This window comes from Brucella lupini, from assembly GCF_002252535.1.
GTDB lineage: Bacteria > Pseudomonadota > Alphaproteobacteria > Rhizobiales > Rhizobiaceae > Brucella > Brucella anthropi.
In genome coordinates, this window is record NZ_NNRN01000049.1 from 31,332 (window position 1) to 51,232 (window position 19,901).

Here is a 19,901-nt window from a genome sequence, read left to right on the forward strand (position 1 = left end):
CCCCTTTTCCTCATCAAGCCGGAACTCTAAAGTCGCCCTGGAAAGGTCGGCTCGTTGTGCCGGGAGGAGAAGTCGTGACGCTACGTTATCAGATCGTTGCACTGGCGATTGTGCCCCTTATCGTGGCTATTCTGACGGTCACGGCCTTCATTACCTGGCAATCGGCAAATCTTGTGCAGAGCAGTATCGCGACCTTCGAGAAGAATATGCTGAAGGCCAAGGAGACCGAGCTTCTCAATCTTACCAACCTGGCGCTTTCTTCTATCCAGCAGATTTACGACGATGCAGGCCCCGACGATACCGCTGCCATGGAAAAGGTGCGGAAGATTCTGACCTCGCTCGATTATGGTCGCGACGGCTACTTCTTTGTCTATGACTATGACGGCAACAATGTCGTCCATCCTCGCCAGACATTTCGGCCCGGCCATAACTGGCTCGATCTTGTTGATCCTGATGGAGATCGCGTCATTGCCAATCTGATTGACAAGGCGAAGGAAGGCGGAGGGCTGCACCAGTATAAATGGGAAAAGCCGTCAAGCGGTGAAATGGCGGACAAACTCTCCTTTGCTGTCGGACTGAGCAAATGGAAATGGATGCTCGGAACAGGCGTCTATCTAGATGATGTCTATGTGCAGACTGCTGCCGCCAATGCCGATTTCCGGGCCAATATCCGAACGACATTCCTGATCGTCAGTCTGATCGCCGTGCCGGCTGTGATGCTCGTCTTCGCGACCTGTATGCTGCTCAATCTGCGCGAGCGACGTATGGCTGATAACAAGCTGAAGGAGCTGGCGCAGCGCATCATCGATACGCAGGAGGAGGAACGGGCACGTCTGGCGCGTGAACTGCATGACGGTATTTCCCAAAATCTCGTCGGCGTTCGCTATGCCATCGATTTAGCAAGTCGTCAGGTGCGCATGGACAGCGGAGGCGCGCCGCTTGCGATCGAGAAGGCATCGGATGCGCTCAATGGTGCAATCAAGGAGGTGCGGCGGCTTTCGCATGATCTGCGTCCGCGCATTCTGGACGATCTTGGCCTGACCGTTGCGCTCAAGGCTTTGTGCGAACATTTTTCGGAGCGGACCGGCATTGAAACGCAGCTCGAAGCAAGCGGGCTGAACGAGACGCTGAAGCCGGAGGCAAGCACGGCGCTTTATCGCGTCGTGCAGGAAGCGCTCACCAATGTCGAGCGCCATTCCGGGGCAAGCCAGGTGAGCATCCGCCTCTGGGGTTCCGGCGGCAAGGTGACGATGACAGTCGCCGATGACGGTAATGGTTTTACCGCGCGTGATCTGAAAGATCAGCTTTCAGGGCTTGGCTTGCGAAATATGCAGGAGCGAATGGCGCATTTCGGCGGTGTGCTCTTGGTTGAAACCGGCGCAGATGGTACGCAGCTCACCGCGCGCTTGCCGAAATCGGCAACAGAGAGAAAGCGGGAACCGGAAGTCGCATGACGAATGAATGCAAGATTCGCGTATTGCTCGTGGATAATCATCCGCTGGTTCTGGATGGTTTGCGGGCTGTACTCGAAACCTATGACGATATCGATATTGCAGGCGCGGCTTCCAATGCGCGGGCTGCACTGGAGCTGGCGCTGACCGTTAATCCCGATGTGGTTTTGATGGATATCAACATGCCACTTCTCAACGGTATCGACGCTATCGAACTGTTCAAGAAACAATTGCCGGGCATTCGCATCCTCATGCTGTCCATGCACGACAGCCGCGAATATATCTCGACCTCCATCATGCGCGGAGCTTCAGGCTATGTGTTGAAGGATGTGTCCACCACTGAAATCGTCGCTGCCATTCATGCGGTCGCTTCGGGTGGAACTTATTTCTCTTCCGGTGTTTCGGAAGCGCTGCTCGACAGCGGCGACAGGAAATCGGAAGGGCTGTCGGTCCGCGAAAACGATGTTCTGGTGCTGGTGGCCGAAGGTGGAAGCAACCGCGAAATTGCAATCAGGCTCGGCATCTCGGAGGCGACGGTCGAAACTCATCGCAAGAATATCAAGAAGAAACTCGGAATAGCCAGCACCGCCGGGCTTACGCGCTACGTCATCGAGAACCGGTTGCGCCTGTCTTCGCAATAGCTGTCGTCGCAATAGCGGATATTCCGTTCGTCTCCCGATATTGCCTTACCCACTAATGGGTAGGTCTCCGTTTCTTAGAACTTTCGTCAACTTGCGGCATGGATTCGCCGGTCCTATCATTCGCTCCAAAACCGCTTGAGGAGGCGGAACAGGAGGGGAGGAGCGATGTCAGTCTTGCTGGCGTTGTCGCGTGCTATCGACGCGGCCAATAATTTCATCGGAAAATCCGTATCGTGGCTGATCCTGGTGGCAGTGCTCATCAGTGCTATCAATGCCGTCTCGCGCAAGCTGTTCAATGTCAGCTCGAATGCGTGGCTGGAAGCGCAATGGTATCTGTTCTCGGCGGTCTTTCTGATCGCCGCTGGATATACGCTTCTGCATAGCGAGCATGTGAAGGTTGATCTTCTCTACAGCCGGTATTCGCGGCGAACCCAGCTACTGGTCGAGATTTTCGGCACGATCTTTTTCCTCCTGCCTTTCTGCCTCATCACGATTTACCTCTCCTGGCCCATCGTGGAAGCCAAGATCGCCAGCGGTGAAACCTCCAACAATACGGGTGGGCTGGTTCTCTGGCCGGTCTGGGTGTTGATCCCCATCGGTTTCGGGCTGCTCGCATTGCAAGGCATTTCCGAACTCATCAAGCGCATCGCCATCCTTCAAGGGCGCATACCGGACACGGTCGCCCTTGAAGATGCGGAAGCCCAGACGCTCTGAGGGGAATGGATATGATTGCTTTTATTGCGGAAAATCTCGCCCCGTTGATGTTTCTGTCGCTGGTGGTTGTGCTGTTGCTCGGCTACCCGGTGGCTTTCGCACTGGCCTTTGTCGGTTTTGCCTTCGGCTTCGTCGGCATCGAAATGGGGCTTCTGCCTGTCAACCTGTTCGGCGCGATACCGGATCGCATCTTCGGGCAGATGTCGAATGAAACGCTGCTCGCTATTCCGTTCTTCACCTTCATGGGGCTGATACTGGAGCGAAGCGGCATGGCGGAAGAACTGCTCGATACGATCGGGCAGCTTTTCGGTCCCGTGCGTGGCGGGCTGGCTTTTGCGGTGATCATCGTCGGCGCGCTTCTTGCGGCCACGACCGGCGTTGTCGCCGCTTCGGTGATTTCGATGGGACTGATTTCGCTCCCGATCATGCTGCGCTACGGCTATGATCGCAAAGTGGCGAGCGGCACGATTGCAGCATCCGGTACGCTGGCACAGATCATTCCACCAAGCCTCGTCCTGATCGTTCTTGCCGATCAGCTGGGCCGTTCGGTCGGCGATATGTACAAGGGCGCGCTGGTTCCCGGTCTCCTGCTGGTTGGCTTCTACTGCGCCTTTATCATCGGCATGTCGATTTTCCGGCCTGATACGGTCCCGGCTCTGCCGCCGCATGCCCGTACATTGAAGGGTTGGAAACTGGCGCAGAAAGTGGTGATTTCGCTGGTGCCGCCGCTTGTGCTGATCTTCCTTGTTCTCGGAACGATCTTCATCGGCGTTGCAACGCCTACGGAAGGTGGCGCGATGGGAGCGGTCGGCGCTCTGCTTCTCGCTATCATCAATCGCCGCCTCAACATGACGATGCTGACGTCAGCGCTTTACGCCACGGCAAAACTGTCGTCCTTCGTCATTTTCATTCTGCTGGGCGCGCGCGTGTTTTCGCTCACCTTCTATGGCGTCAACGGTCACATCTGGGTCGAACACCTGATGACGTCCATCCCCGGCGGTGAAGTCGGCTTCCTGATTGTCGCCAATCTTCTGGTGTTCTTTCTGGCCTTCTTCCTCGATTATTTCGAGCTGGCCTTCATCATCATCCCGCTTCTGGCGCCGGTGGCCGACAGCCTTGGCATTGATCTGGTGTGGTTCGGCGTCATGCTGGCGGTCAATATGCAGACATCGTTCATGCATCCGCCTTTCGGCTTCTCGCTCTTCTATCTGCGTTCGGTCGCTCCATCCCGACCCTATAAGGACAAGGTCACAGGCGCGACTATCCAGCCGGTGACGTCGGGGCAAATCTACATGGGATCGATCCCGTTCCTTTTGATCCAGCTTGTCATGGTCGGCATCATCATCAGCTTCCCGGGCATCGTCACCCACTACAAGAGCGGCCATCCGCAGGCCGATCCGGCATCGATCCAGATCAATGTGCCAATGCCAGATGCTGGCGGCGGCAATCCGTTCGGCGCAGCACCCGCACCTTTCGGAGCGCCTTCGCCGTCAACTGAGCCTCTGCCCGCGCCGTCTTTCGGTTCTCCGCAGCCGAGCTTCGGACAGGACAAAGACCTACAGCAAAAACCTGCGCAATGAGGGGAAAACGAGCATTGCGTAGATTCTGATAAACCAGAACAATCTTAGGAGGAGACACATGAAACAGGATTTGAGCCGCCGCACATTTCTGACGAAGGGTGCCGCAATTGGCGCTGCCGCTGCCACAAGCGGTGCGGCACTCGCAACACCGGCAATCGCGCAGGAGTTGCCGACGCTGCGCTGGCGTCTGACCTCGGGCTTCCCGAACAATCTGGATACGATCTATGGCGGTGCGGTCTATATGGCCAATGCCGTTTCAAAGATGACAGAAGGCAAGTTCCAGATTCAGGTATTCCAGGCCGGTGAAATCGTGCCTGGCCCGCAGGCCATCGATGCGGTTCAGGCCAACACGGTCGAAATGGCGCATACGTGCGGCTATTATTTCACCGGCAAGAACCCGGCCTTCGCCATTGGGACGGCTATTCCCTTCGGCATGAACACACGCCTGCAGAATGCCTGGCTCTATCATGGCGGTGGCAACGAGCTTTATAATGCGTTCCTTGCCGATTATGGCATTGTCGGTATCGTCGGCGGCAACACGGCGGCCCAGATGGGCGGCTGGTATCGCAAGGAAATCAAAAGCCTTGCGGATCTGAAGGGCCTGAAGATGCGTATCGCGGGCGTAGCTGGCGAGGTCATGTCGCGGCTCGGCGTCGTTCCGCAACAGCTTCCGGGCGGCGACATCTATCCGTCGCTGGAGCGCGGCACGATCGATGCGGCCGAATGGGTCGGTCCTTATGATGACGAGAAGCTCGGCTTCTACCAGATCGCGCCATATTATTATTACCCGGCCTTCTGGGAAGGTGGCGCTTCGGTACACTTCTTCATCAACAAGCAGCAATATGAAAGCCTGCCGGAGCCATACAAGGTTGCGCTGAATACGGCTGCCGAAGCTGCGACCCAGAACATGATCTCGCTTTATGACGTGAAAAACACCGCTGCGATTCGTTCGCTGGTGTCGAAGGGCGTGAAGCTTCAACCGCTTCCGCGAGACGTTCTGGATGCCGCCTACAAGGTCGCGTTCGAACTCTACGCCGAATACAACGAGAAAAATCCGGCATGGGCGAAAATCTACCCGAGCTGGAAAAAATTCCGTGACGAGGGCTTCGAATGGTTCCGCGTCGCTGAATATACCTATGACAGCTACGTCTATGCGCAGCAGGCTGCAGGCAGGTAGCCATCGACTGACATAGTCGCGAAACGCTTGTGAAACGGGGCCTTCGGGCCCCGTTTTCGTTTATTGTAATTAAGGCGATATGGGTTTTGTAGTTAGAAATTGCTAGTTTTAATATACTTGAAATTTTATTCGATTTATATTTTATGAGTTATTTATTGTTATAAAGTAAAGCTGTTTATAATTAGTGTCATAATGGACACATATTCCTTTTCGAATTGATATAGTTCTTAAAATTGGAATTGATGTATTTGTGGAATTCATTCTATCAGGCCTCGTCTGAAAAATTTCTGGAGGCAATGAAATGAAGATCAAGAGCTTGTTGTTCGGTTCGGCTGCAGCGCTGGTTGCAACCACTGGAGCATATGCTGCGGATACCGTTGTGGCACCGGAGCCTGAATCTGTTGAGTATGTTCGCGTTTGCGACGCCTATGGTGCGGGATATTTCTATATTCCGGGCACCGAAACCTGCCTTCGCGTATCCGGCTATGTCCGTTACGACGCTGCTGGCGGTGACAATGTCTACGGTCGCGGTTTCGTTGATCGTGACGGTAGCGTCGATACGCGCCGCAATTCCTGGGATAACAAGGCTCGCTTCACACTGCGCCTCTCCACGGCGTCGGAAACCGATCTTGGCACTCTGAAGACCTTTGCCGAAACCCGTTATGATTGGGGCAATGGTGTTGAAGGTGCCTCCGGTTCGCTGCGTTTTGCCTATATCCAGCTTGGCGGTCTCCGCGTCGGTCTCGATGAATCGGCCTTCGTTACCTTCCCGGGCTATCTCGGCGATGTCATCAACGATGACGTGATTCTCGCTGGCGGCTATCGCACCGGCTTGATCAGCTACACCTTCACCGGTGGCAACGGCTTCTCCGCCATTCTGTCGCTCGAACAGGGCAACAATGACGATACGGATAGCGCATACGGCTATAATGGCGTCATCAAGGACTACACGCCGCACGTTGTCGGTGGCCTGAAGTATGAAGGCGGCTGGGGCAAGATCGCAGGCGTCGCTGCTTATGATGCCCGCAACGAAGAGTGGGCCGGTAAGGTTCGCGCTGACGTGAACATTACGGACCGCTTCTCGGTCTGGGCGATGGGTGGTTACAAGTCCAACAAGGACCAGTACATCATGCAGACCGATGGCAATGGCCATGATATCGGTCAGGTTCGTGCGATCAGCAGCTTCTACGGCACCTGGGGCGGCGATTGGGCTGTCTGGGGCGGCGCAGCATTCAAGGCTACCGACAAGGCAGTCTTCAATGCGCAGCTTGCTTATGACGGCACGAACACTTTCGCAGCTACTGCCAACGTAGCTTATGAAATGGTTCCGGGCTTCACGGTCACGCCGGAAGTTTCCTACACCAAATGGAGCGACAGCAAGTCCTATCTCAACGGCAAGGATGCCGTTCAGGGTATGATCCGCTTCCAGCGCTCGTTCTAATGCTTAACCGGGAGGCCGACATCGGCCTCCCGGTCTGCATTCAAAAGTATATTGAACCGTTCATCTTAGTGTAACGGTCATGAGTTCAATAAAATCTCTAATACTTTGATATTTAATTGAAGAAATATTCTTGAATTTTCGAATGAAATAAAAAGTAACCAAGTGCTGATATAACAAAAATGTAATTTGCATTCTAGTGTGCTTGTACTATTTTAAAAGAACCATTCGATAGCGTAGAAGGACTGCGCTGTTTACAAATCTGATCTCCAGTCGGAAGAGTGGTACGGCGAGCTTCGGCTCGCCGTTTTTGTTTCCGTCCTATCGTTCTGCACATATGAAAAAGGCCGGATTGATCCGGCCTTTTCGTTGCGTGAATGCATCGCGGAATATGAACTGCTCTCCTTTATCGGGAAAACTTCATATGCCGGTTGACGTCCTTGTAGAGCAGATAGCGGAACTTGCCGGGGCCGCCTGCGTAACAGGCCTGCGGGCAGAAGGCGCGCAGCCACATGAAGTCGCCGGCTTCCACTTCCACCCAGTCCTGATTGAGCCGGTAGACGGCCTTGCCTTCCAACACATAGAGGCCGTGTTCCATGACGTGGGTCTCGGCAAAAGGAATGACGCCGCCGGGCTCCAGGGTCACGATGGTGACGTGCATGTCGTGGCGCAGGTCATTCGGATCGACGAAGCGGGTCGTCGCCCAGGCGCCGTTGGTGTCCGGCATCGGATTGGGCGCTATATCCTTTTCGTTGAGGAATAGCGGTTCGGGAACATCGAGGCCGTCGACATATTCATAAGCCTTGCGCACCCAATGGAAGCGGGCCGTCATCGCGCCGTTGTTGCGAAGTGTCCAGCCGCTTTTCGGCGGCAGATAAGCGTAGCCGCCTTCGGTCAGCGTGTGCGTTTTGCCGGCGACGGTGACGGCGATTTCGCCCTCGACCACGAACAGCACGCCTTCCGCGCTTTCATCCAGTTCGGCACGGTCGCTGCCGCCGCCCGGCTGCACTTCCATGATGTATTGCGAGAAGGTCTCGGCGAAGCCGGAGAGTGGGCGGGCAATCACCCAAAGCCGTGTCTTGTCCCAGAAGGGCAGGAAGCTCGTCACGATATCGCTGAACGTGCCCTTGGGGATCACCGCATAGGCTTCGGTGAACATGGCGCGATCGGTGAGGAGCTGGGTCTGCGGCGGCAATCCGCCAGTCGGTGCATAATAGCTGCGATTGTTCTTGTCGTTGCCCATGTGGGGAATTCCTTATGTGAGAAGCTGGCACTCACGGCGAGTTCTGGAAAACCTGTCGTGAGATCATGGAATGAATGCGCCCGGAAGTCGACCTTCCGGGCTGCAAGGATCAGTAGAGCGCTTCCGGCAGAATATCCTTGAGGCGCAGGAGGGCGATGCGCTCCACCTGAGCGCAAGCCGTTTCAAATTCCGTATCGCGGTCATTGGAAACGCGGCGCTGGAAAGCGTCGAGGATTTCCTTTTTGTTGCGTCCCTTCACGGCGATGATGAACGGAAAGCCGAACTTCGCCGTATAGGCGTCGTTCAATTCGGTGAATGTCTGCTTTTCCGCATCAGTCAGCGCATCGAGACCCGCACCGGCCTGTTCGGCGGTCGATTCCGCTGTCAGCCGTTTGGCCTGTGCGAGCTTGCCAGCAAGATCCGGGTGCGCCTTCAACACGGCAAGCCGCTCATCTGTCGAGGCAGCGCGGAATGCCTTCGTCATCGCGGCAGCAAGACCGGATGCGGCATCTTCCTCCAGGCTGAAACCCGCATCGTATGCACGTTCGGCAATCCATGGCGAATGCTCGAAAATGCTGCCATAACGTGCGACGAACGCATCCCTGCTGGCTTTCGAAGGCACGACGTCGGCGGTAACGGGCTTGTAGTTTTCGTGCCAGTGGCGGGCAATGTCGACGCGCTTGGCGACCCATACCTTGTCATGGCTTTGCACATAGTCGAGGAACCGTTCGAGCGCGGCCACACGGCCGGGACGACCGACAAGGCGGCAATGCAGGCCAATGGACATCATCTTCGGTGCGCCTTCCGCGCCTTCGCGATAGAGCACGTCGAACGTGTCCTTCAGATAGGTGTAGAACTGATCGCCGGAATTGAAACCCTGCGGCGTCGCAAAACGCATATCATTGGCGTCGAGTGTGTAGGGCACGATCAGGTGCGGTCCCTTCGGACCCTCAACCCAATAAGGCAACTCGTCGGCATAGGAATCGGCGGAATAGAGAAAGCCACCTTCTTCCATCACCAATTTCAGCGTGTTGTCGGAAGGCTTGCCCTGATAGATGCCGAGCGGTCGCGAGCCGGTAAGTTCCGTATGAAGGCGTACCGCATCGCGGATATGCTCGCGTTCGATCTCTTCGGGAACGTCCTTATATTCCCACCAGCGCAATCCGTGGCTGGCGATTTCCCAGTCAGCCTCTTTCATGGCGGCAACGGCTTCGGGATTGCGCGCCATGGCGAGTGTCACGCCATAGACGGTGACTGGCATGTTGCGGCGGGTGAAGGCGCGCCACAAGCGCCAGAAGCCGGATCGCGCGCCATATTCGTAGATGGATTCCATATTCAGGTTGCGCTGGCCCTGCCAGGGCTGCGCGCCGACAATCTCGGACAGAAGGCATTCGGAGGCCGCGTCACCGTCGAGAATGCTGCATTCGCCGCCTTCCTCATAGTTGACGACGAATTGAACTGCGATATTGGCTCCTCCCGGCCAGCGCGGATCTGGCGTGTTGCGTCCATAGCCGACGAGATTGCGCGGATATTTCATTGCGGGTCTTCCCTCGTTTTCGTTCGTTTTATCCATGATAATAAAGATTTATCGCTATTATTCCCCTCCAAAAATTTGAAAGACATCCAACGATAACCATCTTTCAGAATGAGGAGGATCGCGAAATACTAAATGCTGGGAACATGGTGTGGTTTGCGGCCCCCACAGCCGATGGCGACGTTGGGCTCAAATAAACCACCGGAAATCAAAAGCTTGTAACATTTTCCAATCTATTTGATGAGAGAATCAGCAAGCTTCAGGAGTGTAAATGGGTCAGGAAAACAGCGGTAATGGCCGGTTGACGACGCATGTCCTCGACACGGTAAGCGGCAAGCCGGCGGCAAATCTGCGCATCGAATTGCGTCGCGTCGAGAATCAGCAGGCCGAACCAATCCGGGAAATTCGCACCAACGACGATGGTCGCTGCAGCGAGCCGCTTCTGTCGGGCGAGAATTTGCGGGCTGGTTCCTACGAGCTTCTGTTCCATGTCGGCGAATATTTCGGCAAGACAGATGATGTCGTACCGTTCCTCGATGTTGTCCCTCTGCGCTTTGGCATTTCCGATGAAAAAGCGCATTATCATGTACCGCTTCTCGTTTCGCCGTTTTCCTATTCCACCTATCGCGGGAGCTAAGCGCCATGAACCAGTCTGTGCACCAGTCTGTGCGACACACGATCCGCTTTCTTCTGAACGGTGAAAAGGTTGAACTCGACCGCGTTTCCCCGACCGAAACGTTGCTCGACTATCTGCGGCTGTCCGCCAAGCTGCGCGGCACCAAGGAAGGTTGCGGCGAAGGCGATTGCGGTGCGTGCACGGTGCTGGTCGGCAAGATTTCCGACGGCAAGCTCGTTTACGAAAGCGTCAATGCCTGCATCCGCTTCATGGGTTCGCTGGATGGCTGCCATGTCGTGACGATCGAGCATCTGCGCGGCGCCGATGGCGAGCTGCATCCGGTGCAGAAGGCAATGATCGAGTTTCATGGCTCGCAATGCGGCTTCTGCACGCCAGGCTTTGTCATGTCGCTCTACGCTCTGTGGATGCGCGAACCGAAGCCCGCCGATGCACAGATCGAAAAGGCATTGCAGGGCAATCTTTGCCGCTGCACGGGCTATGAGGCGATCATGCGCGCCGCCCGCATCATTTCCGACTACGGTACGGTCATGGAAGACCCGCTTGCTGCTGAGCGCGCCCATGTTCTCGAACAGCTGACGGCCATGCGCGATGGCGTTCGGGTGGAAGTGGGTGAAGGCAAGGACCGGTTGATTGTGCCCGGTGATCTCGATGATTTCGCCACCATCCTGGCGGCAGAGCCGAAGGCGACCATCGTTGCCGGCTCTACCGATGTGGGCTTGTGGGTCACCAAGATGATGCGTGACATTTCCCCGGTCGTCTTCATCGGTCATCTGGAGGAACTGCGCTCCGTCCGTGAGGAAAATGGTGTCGTTACCATCGGCGCAGGTGTCACCTACACGGAAGCATTCGGATTTCTTGCCAAGCGCATTCCGCAGCTCGGCCAGCTCATCAACCGCATTGGCGGTGAGCAGGTGCGCAATATGGGAACCATCGGCGGCAATATCGCCAATGGTTCGCCGATTGGTGACACGCCGCCGCCGCTGATCGCGCTCAATGCAAAACTGACGCTGCGCAAAGGGGCGGAACGCCGCACTATACCGCTGGAAGAGTTCTTCATCGCTTATGGCAAGCAGGATCGCCAGCCCGGCGAGTTTGTCGAAGCCGTGCATGTACCGGTTCCGGCAGAAGGCAGCCATTTTGCCATTTACAAAGTGTCGAAGCGTTACGAGGAAGACATTACGGCGACGCTCGGCGCTTTCCATCTGACGCTTGATGCGGCAGGCAATGTGGAGACGGTCCGCATCGCCTATGGCGGCATGGCCGCAACGCCGAAGCGCGCCAGCACGGTGGAAACCGCACTGACGGCCAAGCCCTGGACCGAGGCTACGGTTGAAGCGGCATTGGAAGCCTATGCTGAAGACTATACGCCCTTGAGCGATATGCGCGCGACAGCAGATTACCGGCTGCTCGCGGCGCGCAATCTGTTGCGGCGTTTCTTCGCCGAAACGGAAGGCAGTTACGTGCCGCTGCGTGCGGCTGAAATCGCGGCGGCGTGAGGAGGCAATCATGAACAAGCATCCTGCAAATGCATTGAAAGCTGCCCGCATTGTGGGTGGCGTCGCGACCGACCAGAAACACGATTCCGCGCACAAGCATGTGACGGGAACGGCTGTCTATATCGATGATATACCGGAGCCCGAAGGCACGTTGCATATCGGGGTCGGCTATTCGTCCGTTGCACATGGTTCATTCAAGTCGATTGATTTGTCGGCAGTGCGCGCCGCTCCCGGCGTAATCGACGTGTTGACCTACAAGGACGTGCCCGGCGAAAACGATGTTTCGCCATCGGGCATGCATGACGACCCGATCTTTGCAGTCGACAAGGTTGAGTTTCACGGCCAGCCGATCTTTGCGGTTATCGCGAAAAGTCGCGATCAGGCGCGCCGCGCCGCGCGTTTGGCAAAGATCGAATATGAAGAAACGACAGGTATCTATTCCATCGATGCGCTGGACGGTCTGAAGGACCGGCTTGTCACCACGCCGCTGACGCTGAAGCGCGGTGATGCACGTGCGGCCATCGATACCGCGCCGCACCGTATCAAGAACCGCATGTATCTTGGTGGGCAGGATCATTTCTATCTTGAGGGTCAGGTTTCGCTGGCTATCCCCGGCGAGGATGAGGACGTCACCGTCTATTGCTCCACGCAGGGGCCGAGCGAAACCCAGCATCTGGTTGCGCATGCGCTGGGCGTGCCGAGCCATTCCGTGACGGTGGAAGTGCGCCGCATGGGCGGTGGCTTCGGCGGCAAGGAAACGCAGGCCAACCAGTGGGCGGCCATTGCAGCCATTGCTGCCAAGAAGCACAAGCGCGCCATGAAGATCAGGCTCGACCGCGACGAGGACATGACCTCGACCGGCAAGCGCCATGGCTTCGTCATCGACTATGAAGTCGGCTTCGACGATGACGGCAATATTCTGGGCATCGACTATCTGTTTGCCCTCAATGCCGGGTTCTCGGCAGACCTTTCCGGACCTGTCGGCGACCGCGCACTGTTTCACTGCGACAATGCCTATTTCTTCCCCGCAGTTCATGCACAGTCGGCACCGCTTTACACGAACACCGTGTCGAATACGGCGTTTCGCGGCTTCGGTGGCCCGCAGGGCATGGTTGGTGCAGAACGCGTGATCGATGAGGTGGCTTTCGCTGTCGGCAAGGACCCGCTCGAAATCCGCAAGCGCAATTTCTACGATGAAATGGGTAAGGACGGCACACGCAACGTCACCCCCTATCACCAGAAGGTCGAAGATTGCATTATCCAGCGCATCGTTTCGGAACTTGAGGAAAGTTCAGATTACGCGAAGCGCCGCGAAGCGATCCGCGAGTTCAACGCGAAAAGCCGTTATGTCAAACGCGGCATGGCGCTGACGCCGGTGAAATTCGGCATCTCCTTTACCAAGACGGAGTCCAATCAGGCTGGCGCTCTGGTGCATGTATACAATGACGGCTCGGTGCATATGAACCATGGCGGCACGGAAATGGGGCAGGGGCTCCATTTGAAAGTGGCGCAAGTCGTGGCCGAGGAATTCCAGATCGACATCGACCGGGTGAAGATCACCGCGACGACCACCGCCAAGGTGCCGAACACGGCGCCGACGGCGGCTTCTTCCGGTGCCGATCTCAACGGCATGGCTGCACAGGACGCAGCCCGCCAGATCAAGAAACGTCTCATCCATTTTGCGGCACAGCAATATCAGGTGCCGGAAGATCAGGTTGTCTTCCTTCCCAACCGGGTTCGCGTCGGCAATCAGGAAATCAGCTTCAACGATCTCGTAAAGCAAGCCTTTATCGGTCGTGTGCAGCTGTCGGCGGCAGGTCACTACAAGACGCCGAAAATCCACTGGGACCGTGCCAAGGGCCGGGGCCACGCCTTCTATTACTATGCTTACGGAGCAGCCTGTTCCGAAGTTTCCGTCGACACTCTGACTGGTGAATATGTGGTGGAGCGCACCGATATTCTGCATGATACCGGGCGTTCCCTGAACCGCGCCATCGATATCGGTCAGGTTGAAGGCGGCTTCGTGCAGGGCATGGGCTGGCTGACGACAGAGGAGCTTGTGTGGGACGACAAGGGGCGGCTTCGCACCCATGCGCCATCCACCTACAAGATCCCGCTGGCTTCCGACCGGCCCAAGATCTTCAATGTCGCGCTGACCGACTGGTCCGAGGCTTATGAGCCGACGATCCATCGTTCCAAGGCTGTCGGCGAACCGCCGCTGCCGCTTGGGTTGTCGGTGCTGCATGCTCTGGCCGACGCCATTGCCACCGTGGCGGACCACAAGGTCTGCCCACGTCTCGATGCGCCAGCAACGCCGGAACGTGTGCTGATGGCCATCGAACGGCTCCGCAAGCAAAAGGGCTAGAGAGATGCCAGGCGCGCGCGACGATATCCGGGCTTTTCTCAACCGGCGTCCCGATAGTGTGCTGGTTGAAGTCACCGATGTGAAAGGTTCCGCACCCCGCGATGCCGGGGCGTGGATGCTGGTTGCCCGCGATATGATCTTCCGGACGATCGGTGGCGGTCAGCTTGAATATATGGCTATCGACCATGCCCGGAAGGTGCTGCTCGGCGGCAGGGACTCACCCAAGGACGTTCCACCCATGAACGTGCCACTGGGGCCCGAAATCGGCCAGTGCTGCGGCGGACGGGTAGGCCTGAGCTTCAGGCGTGTCAGCCGTGGGCTCACCGACGAGCTTGTCAGCAAGGTCGATGCGGAAATAGCCACGCGCCCGCATGTCTATGTCTTCGGCGCGGGCCATGTTGGTGATGCGCTGGCGAGTGCTCTCTCGCTCACGCCCGTCCGGGTCATTCTGGTGGATACGCGGGAAGCGGAGCTGATGGCGTGCGATGTGCCGGGCGTCGAAACCTGTCTGTCGGCCATGCCCGAACAGGTGGTGCGTTCCGCCCCGCCGGGTAGCGCGTTTATCGTTCTCACCCATGACCACGCACTGGATTTTCTGATCGTCGCTGAGGCATTGCAGCGACGCGATGCCGTTTATGTCGGCATGATCGGCTCGAAGACCAAAAAAGCTACTTTCAAAAATTGGTTGAAACGCGAAATTGGTAGCGACAATCTTTTTGAAAATCTTGTCTGTCCCGTCGGCGGAGCCGTTGTGAAAGACAAGAGGCCGGAAGTCATTGCGGCATTGGCCGCAGCCGAAGTTCTGACGGCGGTGCTGACTTCCGTACGTGTATCGCAACCCGCCTGATCAGGCGGGTTTTTCTTTTCGCATTTCCGGTAAAGAGCGAGAAGGTTTCGCACGATATAATATTTGAAAAACAAAGGAATAGAGCGGTTTGAGCCGCTCTACACTAAAGCCTCGCGGATCAATCGCTGGCACCGCTCCGTCATGAAATCGATGATCAGACGTACCTTTGGGTCCTGAAAGCGCTTGTGCGGGTAGATCGCAGCAAGCTGGATCGGCGCCGGTGGTGTGCTTTCGAGGATTGGAACCAGCCGTCCGTCACGGATATATTCCTTCACTTCGAACAGCGGCTTGTTGATGATGCCGCGCCCGCCAAGCGCCCATTGCGTCAATACGTCGCCATCATCCGAGTCAAATGGCCCGGTGACTTCGAATTTGCGCAGACCTTCCGCCGTTTGCAGGGACCAGAAATATTCCTTTGAGCCTGGAAAACGCAGCAGAAGACAGTCATGCTTGTCGCCAAGCAGCTCGTCAGGAGACTGCGGAACCCCGTGTTTCTCGAGATATGCAGGCGCTGCACATATCACGCGCTCGCAATTCATGATCCCGCGCATACGCAGGTTCGAATTCTCCAGAACGCCGAGCTTGAAAGCCACATCGACGCCTTCGCTCATAATATCGACTTCATGATCGGACAGGCGAAGCCGTACTTCGATATCCGGATATTTGTCGTGAAACTCCGGAATTCCCGATGCAATCAGCCGTCTCCCGAAGCCAAGCGGAGCGGTAATGCGAATCGATCCCTTGGGATTTTTCGCCAGTTCAGCTACGGCAGCTTCCGCCTCATCCACAGCTTCGAGGATTTTCAACGCACCGTCATAGAATACGCGACCGTGTTCGGTCGGCGTAAGCTTGCGTGTCGTCCGGTTGAAGAGCCTGACCCCCAGGTGCTTCTCCAACTCTTTGATTCGATTGCTTGCAACTGCTGGCGAAGCGCGCTGGTCGCGACCCGCTGCAGATAGATTTCCCAATTCGACAACGCGCACAAAAACGCGCAGATTATCAAGATATGACATACGTCCCCTCCACGATTGTCTAGATTTTTTTGAAAGTGCTGGTCGTGATGTGACGTTCCCTGAACCTGATTCCTTTGGCACATAATGCAACAACGAACAATGGGGCTCAAAAATGGGTCAAGAAATGGGAGTGCCTGATGTATGATTTCGCCGTAGCCTGGGACTGGCTGGGCTTCGCAGCGCGGTGGCTGCATGTGATTACCGCGATTGCGTGGATCGGCTCGTCTTTCTACTTCATCGCGCTTGATCTCGGTCTGCGCCAGCGTCCCGGCTTGCCGGTTGGTGCGCATGGCGAGGAATGGCAGGTCCATGGCGGTGGCTTCTATCACATCCAGAAATATCTGGTTGCGCCCGCCGAAATGCCGGAACACCTGACCTGGTTCAAATGGGAATCCTACGCCACCTGGCTGTCGGGTTTCACGCTGCTCTGCATCGTCTACTATGCCGGCGCCGATCTCTACCTGATCGATCCGAATGTGCTCGATGTTTCCGTACCGGTCGCCATTGCGATCTCGATCGGTTCGCTGGCCTTCGGCTGGATCGCCTATAACACCATCTGCAAGTTGATGCTCGGTAAGAGCGATACGCTCCTGATGGTCATTCTCTACTGTATTCTGGTGGTGGTGGCCTGGGGCTATACGCACCTGTTTACAGGCCGCGCCGCCTTCCTGCATCTCGGTGCCTTCACGGCAACGATCATGTCTGCCAACGTGTTCATGATCATCATCCCGAACCAGAAGATCGTGGTGGCGGATCTGATCGCAGGCCGCAAGCCGGACCCGAAATACGGCAAGATCGCCAAGCAGCGTTCGACGCATAACAACTATCTGACGCTGCCTGTTCTGTTCCTGATGCTGTCGAACCACTATCCGCTGGCTTTCGGGACGCAATTCAACTGGATCATAGCCTCGCTGGTGTTCCTGATGGGCGTCACGATCCGCCACTGGTTCAACACACAGCATGCCCGCAAGGGCAGCCCGACCTGGACCTGGCTGGTAACGGTGATCCTGTTCATCATCATCATCTGGCTCTCGACAGTGCCGAAGGTTCTGACCGGTGAGCCGGAAGAACAGAAGGTTTCGGCATTGCAGCAGTCTTTCATCTCGGACCCGCACTTTGAAAAAGTGCGGGATACCGTTCTGGGGCGTTGCGCCATGTGCCATGCCAAGGAACCGGGCTGGGAAGGTATCATTGCGCCACCGAAAGGCGTCGTGCTGGATACCGACCGGGATATTGCCGCGCATGCGCGTGAAATCTATTTGCAGGCAGGTCGCTCACATGCCATGCCGCCCGCCAATGTCACCGGCGTGAGCGAGGAAGAGCGCCAGCTTCTTGCCTCCTGGTACCAGTCTGCCACGCAAGGCCCGAAATAAGGACCACGACTAAAATGACCAAGCTTCTGATCCGCGGCCGTGTGCTGACCTTTCGTGACGAACCGCAGAGCCTCGATGACAATGCCGCTTACCGCTATATCGAGGACGGCGCTGTTCTTGTCGAAGATGGCCGTATCCTGCGCCTCGGGGACTATGCTGAAGTAAGCAGCATGGCAGGCCGCGACGTCAACGTCGCCGACCATCGCCCGCACCTGATCCTGCCCGGTTTCATCGATACGCATATCCATTATCCGCAGACGCAGGTGGTTGCTTCTTATGCAGCCAATCTGCTGGAATGGCTCAACACCTATACGTTTGTCGCTGAACAGAAATTTGCCGATGAGCAGCATGCCGAATTCATTGCGGAGCGCTTTCTTGACGAGCTGATCCGCCACGGCACCACCACGGCGGTTGCTTACTGCTCGGTACATCCGCAGAGCGTCGATGCTTATTTCCGCGCCTCGCAACATCGCAACATGCGCATGCTCGGCGGCAAGGTCATGATGGATCGCAATGCGCCGCCAGCACTCTGCGACACGGCAAAGTCCGGCTATGACGATACGAAGACGCTGATCGCACGCTGGCAGGGCAAAGGCCGCCTCGATTATGTGATCACCCCGCGCTTTGCCATTACCTCCACGCCGGAGCAGCTTGAGGCAAGCCAGGCGCTTGTTCGTGAGCATCCCGGCAGCTACATTCAGACGCATCTTTCGGAAAATCACGACGAAATCTCTTTTACCAAGTCGCTTTACCCGCAAGCGCCGGACTATCTCGGCATTTACGAGCATTACGGCCTGTTGGGCGACAAAACCTTGCTCGGCCATTCGATCCATCTGGAGCCGCGCGAAGTGCGCGTCATGGCGGAAACCGGTTCGATTGCCGTCTTCTGCCCGACTTCCAATATGTTCCTCGGCTCGGGTCTTTTCGATCGCGACCGCTTGAAAGCATCGGGCGTGCGCATGGCGGTGGCGACCGATGTCGGCGGCGGCACGAGTTTCTCCATGCTGCGCACTATGGACGAGGGCTACAAAGTCCTCCAGCTGCGCGAACAGCGTCTGAACCCGTTCCAGTCATTCTACATGATGACGCTGGGCAATGCCCGTGCGCTGTCGATGGAAGACAAGATCGGTACGCTCGACGAGGGCACGGAAGCGGATATCGTGGTGCTGGATTCATCGGCCACATCGCCGATGCGGCTTCGCATGGCGGCTGGCGCGACGCTGGAGCAGGAACTGTTCCTGTTGCAGACGCTGGGCGATGACCGCGCCATCGTCGAAACCTATGTGGCTGGCAAGCCGCTCAAGGCCGAACTGGCCTGATTACTCCAATCCTTGGAGGAGGATGACCCGTGGCGGAGCGATCCGCTGCGGGTCTTTTTGTTAAAACTCTTCCGGGCGTTTGCCGCCCATGGCACGGGTCAGCTCGTCGGCGGTGGAGCGGATCAGCGGCCCGAACTCCTCGAGCCTCTTTTTCGGCAGGCGCACCGCAGGGCCGGAAACGGAAATACCAGCAATCGCCTCGCCATATTCATTGAAGATGGGAGCGGCGATGCAGCACATGCCGAGCGTATGTTCTTCATCATCAACCGACCAGCCACGGGTGCGGGTTGCCTGAATGTCTTTCAAGAGTGTTGGCAGGCTGTCGAGCGTGCGTTGCGTGAAATGTTCAAGTGTGCGCCCCGAAAGAGCGTGCGCGATTTCCTTGTCCGACCAGGTGGACAATATGGCCTTGCCGATGCCGGATGCATGGATGGGCCCGCGCCGTCCGGGCCGGAAAAAGGCGCGCATCGGCGCATGACTTTCGATCTGCGAGATGAACACGACATCGCCGCCGTCCTCGACGCCGATATTGGCGGTTTCGCCGCTCGTTTCCATCAATGTCTTGAGATAAGGCCGCGCTAGAATGCCGAGCTTGCGGAACCGGCGAAAGGCATTGCCGATTTCGAAAGCCTTGACGCCGATGGTCCAATCTCCGCTTTCCAGATCGTGGGAAACCATACCATGATTTGCCAACGACGATAGAAGGCGGTGCACGGTGGAGGGCGCCATACCGCTTTCATCGGCAAGGTCGGTCAGTGTCGAACCGTCATTCTCGGCAATCAATGCCAGCAGCTTCAGGCTTCGGTCCAGAACCTGCACAGACGAGGGCGCGGCGTTTTCCGCCGCCTTGCGGCCCCGCTTTACCTTTGCCTGTTCCATCATCGTTCTCCGAATCCCGCCTTAGAGCGCATCCCGAAAAGTGTGAAACGGTTTTCGGACAAGATGCGCGTCAAAACAAACAGTTAGAGTGTGATCTGATTCAATCAGATCGAACCACGCTCTAAACTCACGAATTACCACTATCGCATCCATTGCTACTCGGAAAGGCATCGACGGATTATCTCCATTCCGTT

The 19,901-nt window shown here is 56.7% G+C and carries 16 protein-coding genes; 12 read left to right on the top strand and 4 right to left on the bottom strand.

All coding sequences use genetic code 11. The features are described from left to right. Window positions 1-74: 74 nt before the first annotated feature. The 6 genes from mctS to CES86_RS15080 all read left to right on the top strand — a co-directional run bounded on the left by mctS (window position 75) and on the right by CES86_RS15080 (window position 7,004). On the top strand, window positions 75-1,454 hold the full coding sequence (mctS, locus tag CES86_RS15055) for a two-component system sensor histidine kinase MctS (RefSeq protein WP_010658265.1): 1,380 nt from the start codon (window positions 75-77) through the stop codon (window positions 1,452-1,454). After that, window positions 1,451-2,092 (top strand): two-component system response regulator MctR, encoded by a 642-nt coding sequence (gene mctR, locus CES86_RS15060; RefSeq protein ID WP_010658266.1) that lies wholly within the window; start codon window positions 1,451-1,453, stop codon window positions 2,090-2,092. The genes mctS and mctR overlap by 4 nt, the downstream gene beginning before the upstream one ends. A 165-nt stretch (window positions 2,093-2,257) precedes the next feature. Further along, a complete protein-coding gene (locus tag CES86_RS15065; protein WP_012090734.1) occupies window positions 2,258-2,806 on the top strand; it encodes a TRAP transporter small permease subunit in 549 nt (182 codons plus the stop codon). An 11-nt stretch (window positions 2,807-2,817) separates the two neighbouring features. Beyond that, window positions 2,818-4,386, top strand: coding sequence for a TRAP transporter large permease (locus CES86_RS15070; RefSeq protein WP_012090735.1), 1,569 nt, complete (start codon window positions 2,818-2,820; stop codon window positions 4,384-4,386). Window positions 4,387-4,444: 58 nt separating this feature from the next. Then, complete coding sequence (locus CES86_RS15075) at window positions 4,445-5,563, top strand: TRAP transporter substrate-binding protein (RefSeq protein WP_010658269.1); 1,119 nt, start codon at window positions 4,445-4,447, stop codon at window positions 5,561-5,563. Between the two features lie 301 nt (window positions 5,564-5,864). Further along, a complete protein-coding gene (locus CES86_RS15080; protein WP_012090736.1) occupies window positions 5,865-7,004 on the top strand; it encodes a porin in 1,140 nt (379 codons plus the stop codon). A gap of 403 nt (window positions 7,005-7,407) precedes the next feature. Here CES86_RS15080 and CES86_RS15085 read toward each other — a convergent pair whose 3' ends face one another. Together CES86_RS15085 and puuE are read right to left on the bottom strand one after the other, a co-directional pair. Continuing rightward, window positions 7,408-8,244, bottom strand: a complete 837-nt coding sequence (locus CES86_RS15085) for a bifunctional allantoicase/(S)-ureidoglycine aminohydrolase (RefSeq protein WP_012090737.1) — start codon at window positions 8,242-8,244, stop codon at window positions 7,408-7,410. Between the two features lie 109 nt (window positions 8,245-8,353). Then, window positions 8,354-9,781 (bottom strand): allantoinase PuuE, encoded by a 1,428-nt coding sequence (gene puuE / locus CES86_RS15090; RefSeq protein WP_012090738.1) that lies wholly within the window; start codon window positions 9,779-9,781, stop codon window positions 8,354-8,356. A gap of 268 nt (window positions 9,782-10,049) precedes the next feature. On the opposite strand from puuE, the gene uraH reads away from it, so the two are divergent. The 4 genes from uraH to xdhC are packed head-to-tail and all read left to right on the top strand — an operon-like array spanning window position 10,050 to window position 15,123. After that, entirely contained in the window at window positions 10,050-10,415 is a 366-nt protein-coding gene (gene uraH / locus CES86_RS15095) for a hydroxyisourate hydrolase (protein ID WP_094514808.1), read from the top strand. Between the two features lie 17 nt (window positions 10,416-10,432). Further along, entirely contained in the window at window positions 10,433-11,911 is a 1,479-nt protein-coding gene (xdhA, locus tag CES86_RS15100) for a xanthine dehydrogenase small subunit (protein WP_183508471.1), read from the top strand. Between the two features lie 10 nt (window positions 11,912-11,921). Continuing rightward, entirely contained in the window at window positions 11,922-14,276 is a 2,355-nt protein-coding gene (gene xdhB, locus CES86_RS15105; RefSeq protein WP_010658275.1) for a xanthine dehydrogenase molybdopterin binding subunit, read from the top strand. A 4-nt stretch (window positions 14,277-14,280) separates the two neighbouring features. After that, window positions 14,281-15,123 (top strand): xanthine dehydrogenase accessory protein XdhC, encoded by an 843-nt coding sequence (gene xdhC, locus CES86_RS15110; RefSeq protein ID WP_010658276.1) that lies wholly within the window; start codon window positions 14,281-14,283, stop codon window positions 15,121-15,123. Window positions 15,124-15,221: 98 nt separating this feature from the next. Here xdhC and CES86_RS15115 read toward each other — a convergent pair whose 3' ends face one another. Further along, window positions 15,222-16,136: a LysR family transcriptional regulator gene (locus CES86_RS15115; RefSeq protein WP_010658277.1), complete on the bottom strand. Its 915-nt coding sequence runs from the start codon at window positions 16,134-16,136 to the stop codon at window positions 15,222-15,224. A gap of 137 nt (window positions 16,137-16,273) precedes the next feature. Between CES86_RS15115 and CES86_RS15120 the strand changes: the two genes are divergently transcribed. Both CES86_RS15120 and guaD read left to right on the top strand, forming a co-directional pair. Further along, complete coding sequence (locus tag CES86_RS15120) at window positions 16,274-17,509, top strand: urate hydroxylase PuuD (RefSeq protein WP_012090742.1); 1,236 nt, start codon at window positions 16,274-16,276, stop codon at window positions 17,507-17,509. 14 nt (window positions 17,510-17,523) lie between these two features. Next, window positions 17,524-18,828: a guanine deaminase gene (gene guaD, locus CES86_RS15125; RefSeq protein ID WP_094514812.1), complete on the top strand. Its 1,305-nt coding sequence runs from the start codon at window positions 17,524-17,526 to the stop codon at window positions 18,826-18,828. Window positions 18,829-18,888: 60 nt separating this feature from the next. Here guaD and CES86_RS15130 read toward each other — a convergent pair whose 3' ends face one another. Continuing rightward, the gene (locus CES86_RS15130; protein WP_094514814.1) at window positions 18,889-19,707 is read right to left on the bottom strand and encodes an IclR family transcriptional regulator; all 819 of its coding nucleotides are present in this window, start codon (window positions 19,705-19,707) and stop codon (window positions 18,889-18,891) included. Between the last annotated feature and the right edge of the window lie 194 nt (window positions 19,708-19,901).